At 59.5% G+C, this 13,457-nt stretch carries 16 protein-coding genes; 4 read left to right on the top strand and 12 right to left on the bottom strand.

Annotation, left to right across the window (positions count from 1 at the left end; all coding sequences use genetic code 11):
* Window positions 1-581 (bottom strand): methyltransferase domain-containing protein (locus GIW69_RS25645; protein ID WP_236485570.1); only part of this gene is annotated, 581 nt, incomplete at its 3' end.
* 206 nt (window positions 582-787) lie between these two features.
* On the opposite strand from GIW69_RS25645, the gene GIW69_RS25640 reads away from it, so the two are divergent.
* Window positions 788-1,204: a low affinity iron permease family protein gene (locus GIW69_RS25640; protein ID WP_236485569.1), complete on the top strand. Its 417-nt coding sequence runs from the start codon at window positions 788-790 to the stop codon at window positions 1,202-1,204.
* Window positions 1,205-1,251: 47 nt separating this feature from the next.
* On the opposite strand, the gene GIW69_RS25635 is transcribed toward GIW69_RS25640, so the two are convergent.
* From GIW69_RS25635 to GIW69_RS25620, 4 genes are all read right to left on the bottom strand, one after another.
* A complete protein-coding gene (locus tag GIW69_RS25635) occupies window positions 1,252-1,755 on the bottom strand; it encodes a DUF4142 domain-containing protein (protein WP_236485568.1) in 504 nt (167 codons plus the stop codon).
* 156 nt (window positions 1,756-1,911) lie between these two features.
* Entirely contained in the window at window positions 1,912-3,261 is a 1,350-nt protein-coding gene (locus GIW69_RS25630; RefSeq protein ID WP_236485567.1) for a diguanylate cyclase domain-containing protein, read from the bottom strand.
* 80 nt (window positions 3,262-3,341) lie between these two features.
* Entirely contained in the window at window positions 3,342-3,980 is a 639-nt protein-coding gene (locus GIW69_RS25625) for a LysE family translocator (RefSeq protein ID WP_236485566.1), read from the bottom strand.
* Between the two features lie 410 nt (window positions 3,981-4,390).
* Complete coding sequence (locus tag GIW69_RS25620; protein ID WP_236485565.1) at window positions 4,391-5,311, bottom strand: LysR family transcriptional regulator; 921 nt, start codon at window positions 5,309-5,311, stop codon at window positions 4,391-4,393.
* Window positions 5,312-5,389: 78 nt separating this feature from the next.
* Here GIW69_RS25620 and GIW69_RS25615 point away from each other — a divergent pair, with 78 nt between their 5' ends.
* The gene (locus tag GIW69_RS25615; protein WP_236485564.1) at window positions 5,390-5,878 is read left to right on the top strand and encodes a DMT family transporter; all 489 of its coding nucleotides are present in this window, start codon (window positions 5,390-5,392) and stop codon (window positions 5,876-5,878) included.
* 100 nt (window positions 5,879-5,978) lie between these two features.
* Here the strand turns inward: GIW69_RS25615 and GIW69_RS25610 are convergent, their stop codons facing one another.
* Window positions 5,979-6,128, bottom strand: coding sequence for a hypothetical protein (locus tag GIW69_RS25610; RefSeq protein ID WP_236485571.1), 150 nt, complete (start codon window positions 6,126-6,128; stop codon window positions 5,979-5,981).
* 50 nt (window positions 6,129-6,178) lie between these two features.
* Window positions 6,179-7,327, bottom strand: coding sequence for an L-threonine dehydrogenase (gene yiaY, locus GIW69_RS25605; RefSeq protein WP_236485563.1), 1,149 nt, complete (start codon window positions 7,325-7,327; stop codon window positions 6,179-6,181).
* Between the two features lie 153 nt (window positions 7,328-7,480).
* On the opposite strand from yiaY, the gene GIW69_RS25600 reads away from it, so the two are divergent.
* Window positions 7,481-8,500, top strand: a complete 1,020-nt coding sequence (locus GIW69_RS25600) for a DUF4917 family protein (RefSeq protein WP_236485562.1) — start codon at window positions 7,481-7,483, stop codon at window positions 8,498-8,500.
* Between the two features lie 66 nt (window positions 8,501-8,566).
* Here the strand turns inward: GIW69_RS25600 and GIW69_RS25595 are convergent, their stop codons facing one another.
* The 3 genes from GIW69_RS25595 to GIW69_RS25585 all read right to left on the bottom strand — a co-directional run bounded on the left by GIW69_RS25595 (window position 8,567) and on the right by GIW69_RS25585 (window position 9,987).
* Entirely contained in the window at window positions 8,567-8,911 is a 345-nt protein-coding gene (locus GIW69_RS25595) for a YegP family protein (protein WP_236485561.1), read from the bottom strand.
* A 175-nt stretch (window positions 8,912-9,086) separates the two neighbouring features.
* Window positions 9,087-9,392 (bottom strand): ribbon-helix-helix domain-containing protein, encoded by a 306-nt coding sequence (locus GIW69_RS25590; protein ID WP_236485560.1) that lies wholly within the window; start codon window positions 9,390-9,392, stop codon window positions 9,087-9,089.
* 13 nt (window positions 9,393-9,405) lie between these two features.
* Window positions 9,406-9,987 (bottom strand): DJ-1/PfpI family protein, encoded by a 582-nt coding sequence (locus tag GIW69_RS25585; protein WP_236485559.1) that lies wholly within the window; start codon window positions 9,985-9,987, stop codon window positions 9,406-9,408.
* A 278-nt stretch (window positions 9,988-10,265) separates the two neighbouring features.
* Between GIW69_RS25585 and GIW69_RS25580 the strand changes: the two genes are divergently transcribed.
* Window positions 10,266-11,156: a DMT family transporter gene (locus tag GIW69_RS25580; RefSeq protein ID WP_236485558.1), complete on the top strand. Its 891-nt coding sequence runs from the start codon at window positions 10,266-10,268 to the stop codon at window positions 11,154-11,156.
* A gap of 109 nt (window positions 11,157-11,265) precedes the next feature.
* Here the strand turns inward: GIW69_RS25580 and GIW69_RS25575 are convergent, their stop codons facing one another.
* The gene (locus GIW69_RS25575) at window positions 11,266-12,480 is read right to left on the bottom strand and encodes a class I SAM-dependent methyltransferase (protein ID WP_236485557.1); all 1,215 of its coding nucleotides are present in this window, start codon (window positions 12,478-12,480) and stop codon (window positions 11,266-11,268) included.
* A gap of 289 nt (window positions 12,481-12,769) precedes the next feature.
* Window positions 12,770-13,387 (bottom strand): TPM domain-containing protein, encoded by a 618-nt coding sequence (locus GIW69_RS25570; protein WP_236485556.1) that lies wholly within the window; start codon window positions 13,385-13,387, stop codon window positions 12,770-12,772.
* Window positions 13,388-13,457 lie beyond the last annotated feature (70 nt).

Below are 13,457 nucleotides of genomic sequence, written 5' to 3'. Positions count from 1 at the left end.
CCCGACAACTGATGGTGATACGTCGTACGCCACACATCGACCCGCGCGCAATGGGGTCGCAGCATCGAAAAATACGCGCTGGCATCGGCCATGTCCGTGCGCTGTCCCGCCGCTCCCGCAAGTTTGTCTGCCCAAGGGCCACTGGCGGCGACTTCGCGCATCAGCCGATGGGACGGCTCGTTGAGATTGTCCGGCATCTGGATCGCCAGGCTCCCGCCGTTGGCCAGTTTGCCCGCCAGCGACGGCAGCAACGTGGCGTGATCCGGCACCCACTGCAACACCGCGTTGGCAAAGATCACATCGAACGGGCCGTCACCGCGCCAGGTGTCGATAGTCGCCACGTCGAACTGCACGTCCGGCAAGCGTTGGCGAGCCGCGTCGATCATGTCCGCCGAACTGTCGAGCCCGCGCACCGATGCTCCCGGAAAACGCTGCACCAGCAACTCGGTCGAATTACCCGGGCCGCAGCCAATGTCGACGACAGCTTGCGCATTAACCGTCGGTATCGCGGCCAACAGATCACGGGCCGGGCGGGTGCGTTCATCTTCGAAAGTGACGTATTGCTTGGCGGACCAACTCATGGCGTTCTCCTGTCGAGGGCAGTAAAGCGGTTCGCCACGATACATCGACGGCCGTGCGTTGGCCTACCCGACCAAAGCCAAACGCAAATCCCGATGCACCCGCAGACTTCCTACAGAGATTGAGTTGCGACGTATTTTTGTAAGCAGAATTTTCACCGCTTCGCCGATGTCTGAATTTCAAGCTCCCCACAACAAGGAACACGGCAATGAAATTCGCAAAGATTTCCCAGAAACTAGCGCTGTGGGCTGGTAGCCCCAAGGTGTTTATGGGGGCATTGATTTTGATCGCGTTGTGGGGGGTGAGCGGGCCGATTTTTGGATTTAACGACACGTGGCAATTGATCATCAACACCTCGACCACGATCATCACGTTCCTGATGGTGTTCCTGATCCAGAACACCCAGAACCGCGACACCGATATCCTGCATTTGAAAATCGACGAGTTGCTGCTGGTGACCAAAGAAGCGCAGAACGCGATGCTCGGACTGGAGGCGCTGGATCTCCAGCAACTGGAGGCGCTGCGCAAACATTATCGGGCGATGGGTGAAGGCCAGGTATTCAATCTCGAAGGGCTGGGTGACAAAAGCAAACACCAGCCCAAGCAGGACTTGAACGAATGCTGACCCATAAAAAACGGCGCCCGAAAGCGCCGTTTTTTTTCAACTGAAGATCAGCGGCTGGCTTGCAATGCCCTGGCCATTTCCAAATGGTTTTGCAGTTTTGGCAGGGTTTCATCAGCGAAGGCTTTTATCTCCGGCACATCAGTGGTCTGCGCTTCCTGCTGGATCTGTTCGATGGCTTCTTCGGTCGCTTTGACCTGGCTGGCGGCATAGGCCTTATCGAACGTTGCGCCGTCCTTGACCTCAGGCATCAGTTCTTTGGCCTTGTCGGCGACTGCTTCGTGTGGTGCCACCGGCAGATCCAGTTTCTTGGCGATTTTCGCCAGATGCTGGTTGGCGGTGGTGCGGTCGTTGATCACCACGATGGTGTAATCCTTGACCTCCTTGGATTCACTTTTCTGGTGCGCCAAGCGACTGGCTTCGATGTCAGCCATGCCTTTGGCCGACGCATCGTTGATGAAATCGGCAGGCGACTGGGCAAAAGCACTGCTGGCAAACAGACCCAACAGCGTTACAAAACTTAACTGGCGTACTCGGGTGGCCATCCGGCTCATGGTCGCGCCCTCCTTCTCTGAAATATTCAAGCGAAAGCCACGCTTCCGCCCACCTAACAAACCCACTTAACAAATAGTTCTCACACCTTTGCGACCTGCATCTGGCCTATTCGTTCGAGAAAACCTGTTGTCGAAATGACGAATGGCGAATTGACCTCAGACGTCGTGAGCCAAGTGATTCAGGCGTTTGGCTGCATACATCGCCTGATCGGCGTGACGAAACAACTGTTGTTCTTCACGACCATGTTCCGGATAACGGGCCACACCGATGCTCGGTTCGATGTGCAGGCTATGTCCATCAAGGCGCATCGGCTGCACCAGCACCTGTCGGATTTTTTCCGCCACGCTGTCGGCATCTTCGACGGCATGAACGCTGTGCAGCAGCACGACGAATTCGTCGCCACCGATACGTGCCACGGTGTCGGATTCTCGTACACAGCCCTTGAGTCGATTGGCCACCGTTTGCAGGAGCATGTCGCCGACCGCATGGCCAAGCGTGTCATTGACTTGCTTGAAGTGGTCAAGATCGACGTACAGCAACGCCATGTGCCCCGATTCCGCCCGGGCGTCAGCCAGTGCAGCTTTGAGCCGGTCGCGCAGTAATTCGCGGTTGGGCAACTGGGTCAACTGATCGTATTGCGCCATGCGCCGAAGGCGGGCGTGCAGTTGCTGGCGTTCGATGGCGGTGGCGACCTGAGCGCAAACGAACTGCAGCAGTTCTTTATCCTGCTCGGTATAGCGTTCGTTGCCGGGTAAACTTTTCACAATCAACGCGCCGATGGTGCCGTTCTTCGAGTTCAACGGTACGCCGAGCCAGCAAGGCGAGTCCTGTCCCGCCACCAGCGCTTCGAAACCGGGCAGCGATTGCGGGCAATCGGGCGTCAGCAAAATTGGCTGACCGGTGCGGATCACTTCAGCGCATAGGCGCCCGGTTACAGTTCCGGGCTGTTCGGGCTGCAATTCGTTATCGTCGACGTGATAGGGAAAATTCAGCTGCGCGCAGTGCTCGTCATACAGCGCCACCGAGAAATTCAATGCCGGCAACCATTCGCCGATCAGCAGATGAATGCGCTTGAACAGCGCCAGCAAATCTTCCGCCGCATGGGCGGCTTCGGAGATCGCGTAAAGCGCCGCCTGACGGGACTCAGCCTGTTTGCGTTCGGTGATATCGCGGGCAACAGCAATACGCAGTTGATCAACTTCCGACCAGCGCGCCGACCACAGAATATGCGCGACGCTGCCGTCCTTGCGCACGTAGCGGTTCTCGAAATTGTGCTTGGGTTCGCCGCCCATGATGTCGTGCGCGGCGGCCAAGGTGCGCTCACGATCCGCCGGGTGTACCAGATCGATCATTGGGCGGCCGATCAATTCTTCAGGTGTATAGCCGAAGACCCGCTCACAGGCGGCACTGACAAAAACGAAATAGCCTTGCTTGTCGACCGCGCAAACGGCGTCCAGCAACAGGTCGATGTAGCTCGCCAGCGGCGCGTGATTTCGGCTATCCATGGTTCAGCGTGGGTGTCCGGTCAATGCAGCGCTGTTTGATCGTCCCTGCCCTGTCTTGCTTGCGTCCAATGCAAGCCATTTCAAGCCTTGCTCGGCATCAGCCCCGGCAACGCATGCACCAACGCGTTGATGGCGAAACCGATAAACATCACTCCGCACAACCGGGTGATTGCCAGCTCATGGCGCCGGTACAGCGTGCGTACCCGCCGCGCACCGACGACGCCAATGAGAATAGCGTAGGCCAGCAAACCGCCCAGGAAACTCAAGGCAATCAACGCCGGCAGCATCGACCAGTTGAGCAGTTCGGCGCGGCTCGACAGCAACGCGGTGAACGTCGCGACCGCCACGGGATACGCCTTGGGATTGGTCAGCCCGAACAAAATGCCGTGCCAGAACGGATTGCGCGCCGCGCCCTGCGGGGCGTCATCGCTGCGGCGCTTGGCCCGCACGGCGCGCCAGCCGAGCCAGAACAGATAAAGGCCACTGAGCACGCCCAGCACATCAAACGCCGTGCTGCCGATTTCGCGAGCGCCGACAATCGCAATCAGCGCCGTGCTGCACCAGACCACATCGCCGAGCAAATGCCCGCACAGGAACCCCGCCCCGGCCCGCCGCCCATGCGCCGCGCCAATGCCAAACACCGCCAGCACGCCCGGGCCCGGAGTGATGCCGTAGATGAAACCCGAGGCCAGCACGGCCATTAGCAACGATGGAGTCATGAGAAAACCTGCAAGCGCCGGAAGAACCTGGCGGCCAGTCTATCTCAGCCGCTGCCGATTCAATAACCTCTGAGCGCTTCCGGCAACCCGTATCTCTGGCCGTCACAGGTCAGCGTGACCCGAGTTTTTTCAGGTCGGTGGTTTTCGACAGGCATTCCTTGCCTGATTTGACGTTTTTCAACACGGTGCCGCTCGATGTGATGATCAGATCGGCGAAGCCGACCTACCAAAAGAGAAATCGAGCAGGCGTTGAAAGAAGCAGATGCTCAAGACTTTGCTTCGCCTGAAGAAGTTAAAACCGTCTTTGAAAAGTGGAGCGTCAAACAGGATAAATGACGACCTTATCAAGCATCTTTTCAGATGCGCCCGAACGTCTGATTGATTGACCGCGCTTGGCAACCACTGAAAATTCAATACACCTCAACCTGCCCAATCCCCTCCCCAATCCTGCGATTCAACCAGTTCAACGCCTGATCCCCGCCCCGCCGTTTATGCCACGCCAACACAAACGTGAACGGCGCAATCGCAAACGGTGGCGGCACCACGACCAATGATTGTTGGTCAATGTCATCCAGCGCCCGTGATGCCACGGTCAAAATCAGATCCGTGCCGCCGATGAACTGCGGCGCGACGCTCCAGTGCGGCAGGCTGATGGCGACGCGGCGGCGTTCGCGCAGGGCGGTGAGGGTGCGCTCGATTTCCGGGGTGCCGCTGCCGCGCATTTCCAGCAAAACGTGAGGACGCGAAAGGTAGGTCGGCAGGTCGAGGACGCCGTTGGCGGGTAAGGTCTGGCGGTCCAGCAGGCAAACGTAATGTTCTTCGAACAGCGGCGTGCTGCGCAACTCGTGAGGCAGTTCGGGGAATACGCCGGCGGCGAGGTCGATGTCGCCGTTGAAGACGCCGTCGAGCATGCCTTCGCGGCTGGCGTGGCTGATTTGCAGGTCGATGCCCGGGGCTTCCCGGCGCAGGGTGCGGATCAGGTTCGGCAAGATGATCGCGGCGCCGTAGTCGGACATCGCCACGCGAAAGGTGCGGCGAGCGCTGGCCGGATCGAAGGTATTGGGTGCCAGCAACGACTGCACTTGGGCCAGCGCTTCGGCGAGGGGCGCGACCAGCTCCAGGGCTCGTGCGGTGGGCGCCAGCGTCGAACCGGCGCGCACCAGCAGCGGATCGCCAAGCAAGTCGCGCAAACGGGCCAGCGCATGGCTGACCGCTGGCTGGCTCAGGTGCAGGCGCTCGGCGGCGCGGGTGACGTGTTGCTCGCTGAGCAAGGCGTCGAGAATCACCAATAAGTTGAGGTCGATGCGGCGCAGATCATTCATTTGATGCATGTTCTGGATGACGAAACGGAATTTAAATCTGCGCGACGAATACTCTAGAGTCCAGCAAAACCTTGTTGGAGTTTGATCATGAGTACGTTGCAGTGGGCCGGTCTGTTGTTGCTGGCCGCGTTTGCCGGGGCGGTGGTGCCGTTTCAGAGTGCGATCAACAGCAATCTGGCTCGCGGGCTCGGGCACCCGTTGTGGGCGACGTTGGCGTCGTTGCTGGTGAGTGTGTTGGTGCTGCTGCCGGTGATTGTGGCGCTGCGTTTGCCGTTGCCGTCGCTGGCGTTTATCAGCAGGGCACCGTTGTGGATGTGGGCCGGTGGTGCGTTCGGGGTGTGTTTTGTCGCGTTGGCGGTGATGTTGTTGCCGAAGTTGGGCGCATCGGGATTTGTGGCGCTGGCGTTGGCCGGGCAAGTGATCGCGTCGATGGTGCTGGATCATTTCGGGTTGTTTGGGTTGGTGGAGAAGCAGTTGACTTTGCCGAGGGTGTTTGGGGCAGTGTTGTTGATTGCGGGGGTGGTGTTGATTCAGTTTGGCGGGGTGTTTGAAAGGAATGTTACGGCTGTTGGGTGACGAGGGAACGAGGGAACGAGGGAACGAGGGCATTTTGGGCGGCAGAACTGGCCCTTCGACTTCAATACTTGTCGAGCGTGCGCAGTTTCTGCGGCAACCCCTACATCAGCAACGCCGCCGCGATCAATGCCGCCACGCTGATGACGTAAAGCGCCGGGGTGGTGATGCCGGTCAGATCACGGATTCGTCCGATCACCACCATGCTGATCGCGCCGCCGATGTACGCAATGGCGATCAGCAGACCGATCATCACCGGGGCGCCTTGCTTTGCCTGAAAGCGACGCCCGTCCAGCGAAGCGCTTAAAACGCGCTGCGGAAAATTTCTTCGATCTGGCGCTGATCCGCCGCGCGAGGATTGGTCAGCCCACATGCATCCTTGAGGGCATTGGCGGCGAGCGCCGGAATATCCGACAGCCTGGCCCCGAGCTCGCGCAAACCGCCGGGAATCTCAACGTCTTTGGCCAGGCAACGGATGGCGGCGATGGCGGCCTGAGCGCCTTCTTCCGGAGTCAAGCCACGAATATCAGCGCCCATCGCCAGGGCAACATCGGTCAGCCGTTCAGCACAAACCAGCGCATTGAAACTTTGTACATGCGGCAACAACACGGCATTGCAAACGCCGTGAGGCAAGTCGTAGAAACCGCCCAATTGGTGGGCCATGGCATGCACAAAACCCAGCGATGCGTTGTTGAACGCCATGCCGGCAAGAAACTGCGCGTAGGCCATGTTTTCCCGCGCATCCAGATCGCTCCCGTCACGCACGGCCAACCGCAGGTTGTTGCTGATCAGGGTCATGGCTTTCAGCGCGCAGGCGTCGGTGATCGGGTTGGCGGCGGTCGACACGTAAGCTTCGATGGCATGGGTCAACGCGTCCATGCCGGTGGCGGCGGTCAGACCTTTGGGCATAGCGACCATCAGCATCGGGTCGTTGACCGACAGCAACGGCGTGACGTTGCGGTCGACGATGGCCATTTTTACGTGACGCGATTCATCGGTGATGATGCAGAAACGGGTCATTTCGCTGGCAGTGCCGGCGGTGGTGTTGATGGCGATCAGCGGCAATTGAGGCTTGGCCGATCGGTCGACGCCCTCGTAATCGCCGATCTGCCCACCGTTGGTCGCACACAGCGCAATGCCTTTGGCGCAGTCATGGGGCGAGCCGCCGCCGAGGGAGACGATGAAATCGCAACGGCTTTCCTTGAGCAGTCCCAGGCCGGATTCGACGTTGGCCGTGTTCGGATTGGGTTTGGCGCCATCGAAGATCACCGAGTCGATGTCCTGCGTTGCCAGTTTCTCGGCGATCAGGGCTGCCACGCCAGCCTTCGCCAGCCCGGCGTCGGTGACGATCAGCGCTTTGCGAAAACCGTAGTTGCGGATGGCGTCCATGGCTTCATCGAGGCAACCGCTGCCCATGATGTTCACGGCGGGAATGAAAAAGGTGCTGGTCATGTGTGTGCTCCTGACAGGGGCGGATCGGCTGCTGCCATCCGGTGGATGGACACAGAATCGACCGATCGCTCACGACGGATGTTGATCTGGCTCAATGCCCGGTCGTGATAAAGTCGCCGCCCATCTGCCCTTTGTTTTGAGACTCGCCACGCAATGACCGATTTTCTCGATGTCGACGCCCACCTCGAAGACTGGAACGCCTTGCGCAGCGCCATCGCTTTCAATGGCCTGCTGGTGGGCAACGGCGCCAGTCGCGCGGTGTGGGACGATTTCGGCTACGACTCGCTGTTCGAATACGCCCGCACGGTGGAAGAAAAACCCCTGAGCGCTTCGGAACTGAGCGTTTTCGACGCGATGCAGACCCGCAGCTTCGAACAGGTGCTAGGTGCGCTGAAAACCACCAGCCGGGTCAACAAAGCCCTGGCGGTCAGCTCGGCGGCGCCGCGCAATCGCTATTACGCGATCAAGGAAGCGCTGATCAACAGCGTCCATGCGGTGCACATCCCGTGGCGGCTGATTCAGCCGTCGACGCTGGCGGCACTGAATGCGGAACTGGCGAATTATCAGACGGTGTTCACCACCAATTACGACTTGCTCAACTACTGGGCCATCCAGCAGCGCAGCGAGGTCATCGACGACCTGTTCAACAGCGCTGACGCGAGTTTCGATCTGGCGGCCAGCGGCACTGAAAAAACCCGCTTGCTCTACCTCCACGGCGGCCTTCATCTGGTGCGCAACCAGGACGGCACCGCGCGCAAACTGACGTCAACCGAAGGCACACTGCTGGGCAGTTTCGCCATCAACAACACGATCAAGACCCTCGACGACGTGCCGCTGTTCGTCAACGAAGGGCCGAGTGCCGAGAAGCTCAAGACCATCCGCAGTTCGGACTATCTGTCGTTCTGTTACGACCAATTGTTGGGGCATGCCGAGAGTCTGTGCATCTTCGGCCACGCGCTGGGTGAGCAGGACGCGCACATCGTGCGGGCCTTGCAGTTGGCGAAACCGAAGGCCGTGGCGATCTCGATTTACCCGCGCAGTGCGGCGTTCATTCAGCACCAGAAACGGCATTACGCGAAGGTGTTTGAGGGGACGGGCGCTGAATTGCGGTTTTTTGATTCGAAGAGCCATGCGCTGGGCAGTCCAAAATTGTCGGTGCCGGTCGAGGTTTAAGCCCTCCATTGCAGGAGCGAGCCTGCTCGCGAAAGCGGTCATTCGCGAACAGGCTCGCGCCTACATTTAAAGAACCGGCAACGTCTTGTCCTTGATGACGCTGGTCGGGCCGTTGGTCTTGACGCTGGCGATGCCTTTGTCCCGCGCCGCGTCAGAGGAGTACGCTTCGCTATTGCCGATAATCTGGTGATTGGCCGCTTTGAGATTGAAATAGGGGTGGCCGTCCTTGGTCGACTTCTTCTCGTAGCGTTCATCCAGAGGGCTGTTGGTCTGTACCGAGGCGATGCCGCTGTCGGCCGCCGCTCGGGTGGTGTACAGCTCGCTGGTCAGAATGGTTTCGGCGTTCGCCGCTTTCAGCACGAACTTGAACTGACCGTTGCTGCTTTTGCTCACTTCGTACCATCCGGACATGCTTGTTTCTCCTTGGGCGATTGAGAGGATTCGCGTTTCAAAGTAAAGACCAGTCCTGAATGTCTGTCGCCTGAACTGGCCTCATCGCTGGCAAGCCAGCTCCCACAGTGATTTTGAGTACACCCCATAACCTGTGGGAGCTGGCTTGCCAGCGATGGCGTCCACTCGGTATCAGCTATTTCGCCACCGCCCGCACCACCGACAACTCAGGCACCACGCCCCGCCGCTGGCTCAGATACCGCGAGCAACTCACCCGCAGGAACGACGCGAAGTTGACCACTTCACCGCGATAATCCATCACTTCTTCATATAACTTGGCGATCAACTGATTGGTGGTCATGCCATCAACCTCAGCGATTTCACTGAGGATGTCCCAGAACTGGTTTTCCAGGCGCAACGTGGTGACCACCCCGCCAATGCGCAGCGAACGGGAGCGCGATTCGTAGAGAATCGGGTCAGCCTTGACGTAGAGCTCGCACATCGGCGAAACCTCGTTACAGGGTGATTTTAGTGCCGAGCAGACCGAGGAAACCGGCCAGCCAATTCGGGTGCGCGGGCCAGGCCGGCGCGGTGGCCAGATTGCCTTGAACGTGGCCGTCCGTCACCGGGATATCGATGAACATGCCGCCCGCCAGGCGCACTTCCGGCGCGCAGGCCGGGTAGGCGCTGCACTCGCGACCCTCGAGAATACCCGCCGCCGCCAGCAGTTGTGCACCGTGACACACGGCGGCAATCGGTTTGCCGGCCTTGTCGAAGGCGCGCACCAGGTCGAGGACTTTTTCGTTCAAGCGCAGGTATTCCGGCGCACGACCGCCCGGCACCAGCAGTGCGTCGTAATCCGCCGCGTCGACGTTGGCGAAGTCAAAGTTGAGGGCGAACAGATGACCGGGTTTTTCGCTGTAGGTCTGGTCGCCTTCGAAGTCATGGATCGCGGTGCGCACGGTCTTGCCGGCGGCCTTGTCCGGGCAGACCGCGTGGACGGTGTGACCAACCATTTGCAGGGCCTGGAACGGCACCATCACTTCGTAGTCTTCGACGTAATCGCCGACCAGCATGAGAATTTTTTTCGCCGCCATGGGGAAGGCTCCTCTGGAAAGTGCGTGGGTGTTCAGGAATATTCAGGGTAGTCCCGATCCACTGAGGCGGGTAACAACCGGCTACTACGGCGTTGTCGTTCTTCGCGAGCAGGCTCGCTCCCACAATTGGATGCATTTCCCCTGTGGGAGCGAGCCTGTTCGCGATGGCGTCGGCAAACTGTACGCCCAACTACGCGGCCAGCTGTAACACTGCAACCGGCGTGATTTATGGCTGAATGAAACCTTATCCTCTGCCACCTCAAACCCGGGTCACCCACATGTCTTCCCGCGAAAATACCGGCATGGCCCTAGGCCTGCTCGGCGTTGTGATTTTCAGCCTGACCCTGCCCTTTACCCGCATCGTGGTGCAGGAACTCCATCCGTTGCTCAACGGCCTCGGCCGCGCGCTGTTCGCGGCGATTCCGGCAGCGTTGCTGTTGCTCTGGCGACGGGAGAAATGGCCGACCTGGCATCAAATCAAAGGGTTGAGCCTGGTGATTCTCGGCGTGATTCTGGGGTTTCCGGTGCTGTCGGCCTGGGCGATGCAAACCCTGCCGGCATCCCACGGCGCGTTGGTCAATGGTCTGCAACCGCTGTGCGTGGCGCTTTACGCCGCGTGGTTGTCCCATGAACGGCCGTCGAAAGCCTTCTGGGCCTGCGCGGCACTCGGCAGTGCGCTGGTGCTTGGTTATGCGCTGCTCAGCGGCGCCGGCAGTATTCAGTCGGGGGATTTGCTAATGCTCGGGGCGATTGCCGTGGGCGGTTTGGGGTATGCCGAAGGGGGTCGACTGGCAAAGGAAATGGGCGGCTGGCAAGTGATCTGCTGGGCGCTGGTGTTGTCGACGCCGTTACTGATCGGCCCGGTGCTTTACCTGGCGTTGCAACATCAGGGCGCGGTATCCGCGAAGGCCTGGTGGGCGTTCGGCTACGTGGCGCTGTTTTCGCAGTTTCTTGGATTCTTTGCCTGGTACGCCGGGCTGGCGATGGGCGGGATCGCCCGGGTCAGTCAGATCCAGTTGTTGCAGATCTTCTTCACCATCGCGTTTTCAGCGGTGTTCTTCGGTGAACATGTCGAGCCGATTACCTGGGTGTTTGCCTGCGGCGTCATTGCGACCGTGATGCTAGGACGCAAAACCACCGTCATCCCCGCCCGAACAGCCAATGTATAGCCCTGTGTAGGAGCAGCTGCGACCTGATCGTTCCCATGCTCCGCGTGGGAATGCAGCCCGGGACGCTCCGCGTGCCCTGCAGCCGGAAGATCGCAGCCTGCTGCAGCGCCTACAGGTAACCGTCGGCGCGCAGCAGGGTTTCCAGGCAGTGTTCGCTGATGTTGTAGAAATCTTTCAATTCCTGAATTTTCCCCAGCAATTGCGCCGGATCGGTCGGTTCGGCGCGTTTGACCGCCAGAATCATTTTGTTTTTGTTGGTGTGATCCAACGAGATGAACTCGAACACTTTGGTCTCGTAACCGCAGGCTTCAAGGAACAGCGCACGCAGACTGTCGGTGACCATTTCCGCCTGCTGACCCAGGTGCAAACCGTATTGCAGCATCGGCTTGAGCAGCGCCGGGCTCTGGATTTGCAGGCGGATCTGCTTGTGGCAGCACGGCGAGCACATGATGATCGACGCGCCCGAACGAATGCCGGTGTGGATCGCGTAATCCGTGGCGATGTCGCAGGCATGCAGGGCGATCATCACGTCCAGCTCGCTCGGTGCCACGCTGCGCACGTCACCGCATTTGAACACCAGCCCCGGATGATCCAGCTTCGCGGCGGCGGTGTTACACAGGTTGACCATTTCTTCGCGCAACTCGACGCCGGTGACTTCGCCCTCGGCCTTCAGCGTATTGCGCAGGTAATCGTGGATCGCGAACGTGAGATAGCCCTTGCCCGAACCGAAGTCCGCCACCCGCACCGGTTTGTCCAGCGCCAGCGGCGACGAGGTCAGGGCGTGGCTGAACACTTCGATGAACTTGTTGATCTGCTTCCACTTGCGCGACATCGCCGGGATCAGTTCGTTATTGGCGTTGGTCACGCCCAAATCCCGCAGGAACGGACGGCTCAATTCCAGAAAACGGTTTTTCTCGCGGTTGTGCTCGGCGGACGGCACTTCGCGCAATTGCTGAGGTTTGCTCTTGAACAGCGAAGTCTTGCCCTTTTTGCTGTATTCGAGCTGGGCTTCGTCAGTCAATGTCAACAAATGCGCATTTTTGAACGCGGCCGGCAGCAGCTCGGCGATGACTGCCACGCCTTCGGCCAGCGCCAGATTTTTAGTGATGTCGCGGGTCTTGTAGCGATAAACGAAGGACAGACACGGCTGCGCCTTGACCGTCACCGGTTTGATGATGATTCGCTGCATGTCCGCTTCTTCGCCGACGTATTTGGCCAACACCAGTTTGATGAAGCCATGTTCAGCGAGGCTCGATTGCAGCAGATTGATGAATTCGGCGTGATGATCCGGTGTGGATTTGGCGGCTGGGCCGGTGACGGACATGGAGAAAACGGCCTCGGGGCGGGGCAAATCGGGAATGGCGGGTATTTTAGGGGGGATGAGGCTTTGGGACACGCGGTTATTTACCGAACGGTCTGAAAAGCCCTCACCCTAACCCTCTCCCGGAGGGAGAGGGGACTGACCGATTTCTTATTGCGAGGCACTCTGACCTGAGATACCGAGTTGAACTCGGTCTTGAACACGACGGAGATCGGCTCCCTTTCCCCCTCTCCCATTGGGAGAAGGCCGGGGGTGAGGGGTTGGTTTTGGAAACCAGAGAAAGTCCTGAGCCCTAACCCAACACCACCAACCGATTCGGCAATTCATTGCGCACTTGCGTCACCGGCACATGCACTTTGAGCAACTCGCCACACGCCTCGACGCACGTCACAAACCCCTGCAACGTCTGCCCCTGCTTCACATGCTCGGTGAATGCCGCAACAATCGAATCCCAGCGCGGGTTATCGATCCGCCTCGAAATCCCCTCGTCCACCAGAATCTCCACATACCGCTCCGCCTCACAGACGAAAATCAGCATGCCGGTGCTGCCGACCGTGTGATGGAGGTTTTGCTCAAGAAACTGTCGGCGCGCCAGATTCGAGGCCCGCCAATGGCGCACGCGGCGTGGCACCAGATGGGTGGTGATTTTCGGCAGGCGAAACAGCAGGCACAGCAGGACGAAACTCACCCACTGCACGATCAGTAAACTGTGCAGGGTCAACCAACCGGTCAGGTAGTGGACGATGCCCGGCACCACCAACGCCAGCATGCTGGCCCATAGCAGCGGAATGTAGGCGTAGTCGTCGGCGCGTGCGGCGAGCACCGTCACCAATTCGGCGTCGGTGTCGCGCTCGACCCGGGCGATAGCCTCGGCGACTTTGCGTTGTTCGTGTTCAGTCAGTAATGCCATGTCGTGAAGTGCTCATTCATTATTGTTGTGTCACCAGCCGCCGGACGAACCGCCACCGCCGAAACTGCCC

The sequence above is a fragment of the Pseudomonas syringae genome (assembly GCF_021605415.1).
GTDB lineage: Bacteria > Pseudomonadota > Gammaproteobacteria > Pseudomonadales > Pseudomonadaceae > Aquipseudomonas > Aquipseudomonas syringae_S.
Note: the sequence above shows the minus strand (reverse complement) of the source record. Positions and strands in the feature narration are given on the sequence as shown.

What these genes read in the sequence shown, in the direction of transcription:
- GIW69_RS25610 (WP_236485571.1), bottom strand. Translation starts at nt 6,128, where the DNA reads ATGATCGGTCTGCTGATCGCCATTGCGTACATCGGCGGCGCGATCAGC.
- GIW69_RS25600 (WP_236485562.1), top strand. Translation starts at nt 7,481, where the DNA reads ATGACCGATTTTCTCGATGTCGACGCCCACCTCGAAGACTGGAACGCC.
- GIW69_RS25630 (WP_236485567.1), bottom strand. Translation starts at nt 3,261, where the DNA reads ATGGATAGCCGAAATCACGCGCCGCTGGCGAGCTACATCGACCTGTTG.
- GIW69_RS25625 (WP_236485566.1), bottom strand. Translation starts at nt 3,980, where the DNA reads ATGACTCCATCGTTGCTAATGGCCGTGCTGGCCTCGGGTTTCATCTAC.
- GIW69_RS25575 (WP_236485557.1), bottom strand. Translation starts at nt 12,480, where the DNA reads ATGTCCGTCACCGGCCCAGCCGCCAAATCCACACCGGATCATCACGCC.
- GIW69_RS25640 (WP_236485569.1), top strand. Translation starts at nt 788, where the DNA reads ATGAAATTCGCAAAGATTTCCCAGAAACTAGCGCTGTGGGCTGGTAGC.
- GIW69_RS25620 (WP_236485565.1), bottom strand. Translation starts at nt 5,311, where the DNA reads ATGCATCAAATGAATGATCTGCGCCGCATCGACCTCAACTTATTGGTG.
- GIW69_RS25590 (WP_236485560.1), bottom strand. Translation starts at nt 9,392, where the DNA reads ATGTGCGAGCTCTACGTCAAGGCTGACCCGATTCTCTACGAATCGCGC.
- GIW69_RS25615 (WP_236485564.1), top strand. Translation starts at nt 5,390, where the DNA reads ATGAGTACGTTGCAGTGGGCCGGTCTGTTGTTGCTGGCCGCGTTTGCC.
- yiaY (WP_236485563.1), bottom strand. Translation starts at nt 7,327, where the DNA reads ATGACCAGCACCTTTTTCATTCCCGCCGTGAACATCATGGGCAGCGGT.
- GIW69_RS25635 (WP_236485568.1), bottom strand. Translation starts at nt 1,755, where the DNA reads ATGAGCCGGATGGCCACCCGAGTACGCCAGTTAAGTTTTGTAACGCTG.
- GIW69_RS25585 (WP_236485559.1), bottom strand. Translation starts at nt 9,987, where the DNA reads ATGGCGGCGAAAAAAATTCTCATGCTGGTCGGCGATTACGTCGAAGAC.
- GIW69_RS25570 (WP_236485556.1), bottom strand. Translation starts at nt 13,387, where the DNA reads ATGGCATTACTGACTGAACACGAACAACGCAAAGTCGCCGAGGCTATC.
- GIW69_RS25580 (WP_236485558.1), top strand. Translation starts at nt 10,266, where the DNA reads ATGTCTTCCCGCGAAAATACCGGCATGGCCCTAGGCCTGCTCGGCGTT.
- GIW69_RS25595 (WP_236485561.1), bottom strand. Translation starts at nt 8,911, where the DNA reads ATGTCCGGATGGTACGAAGTGAGCAAAAGCAGCAACGGTCAGTTCAAG.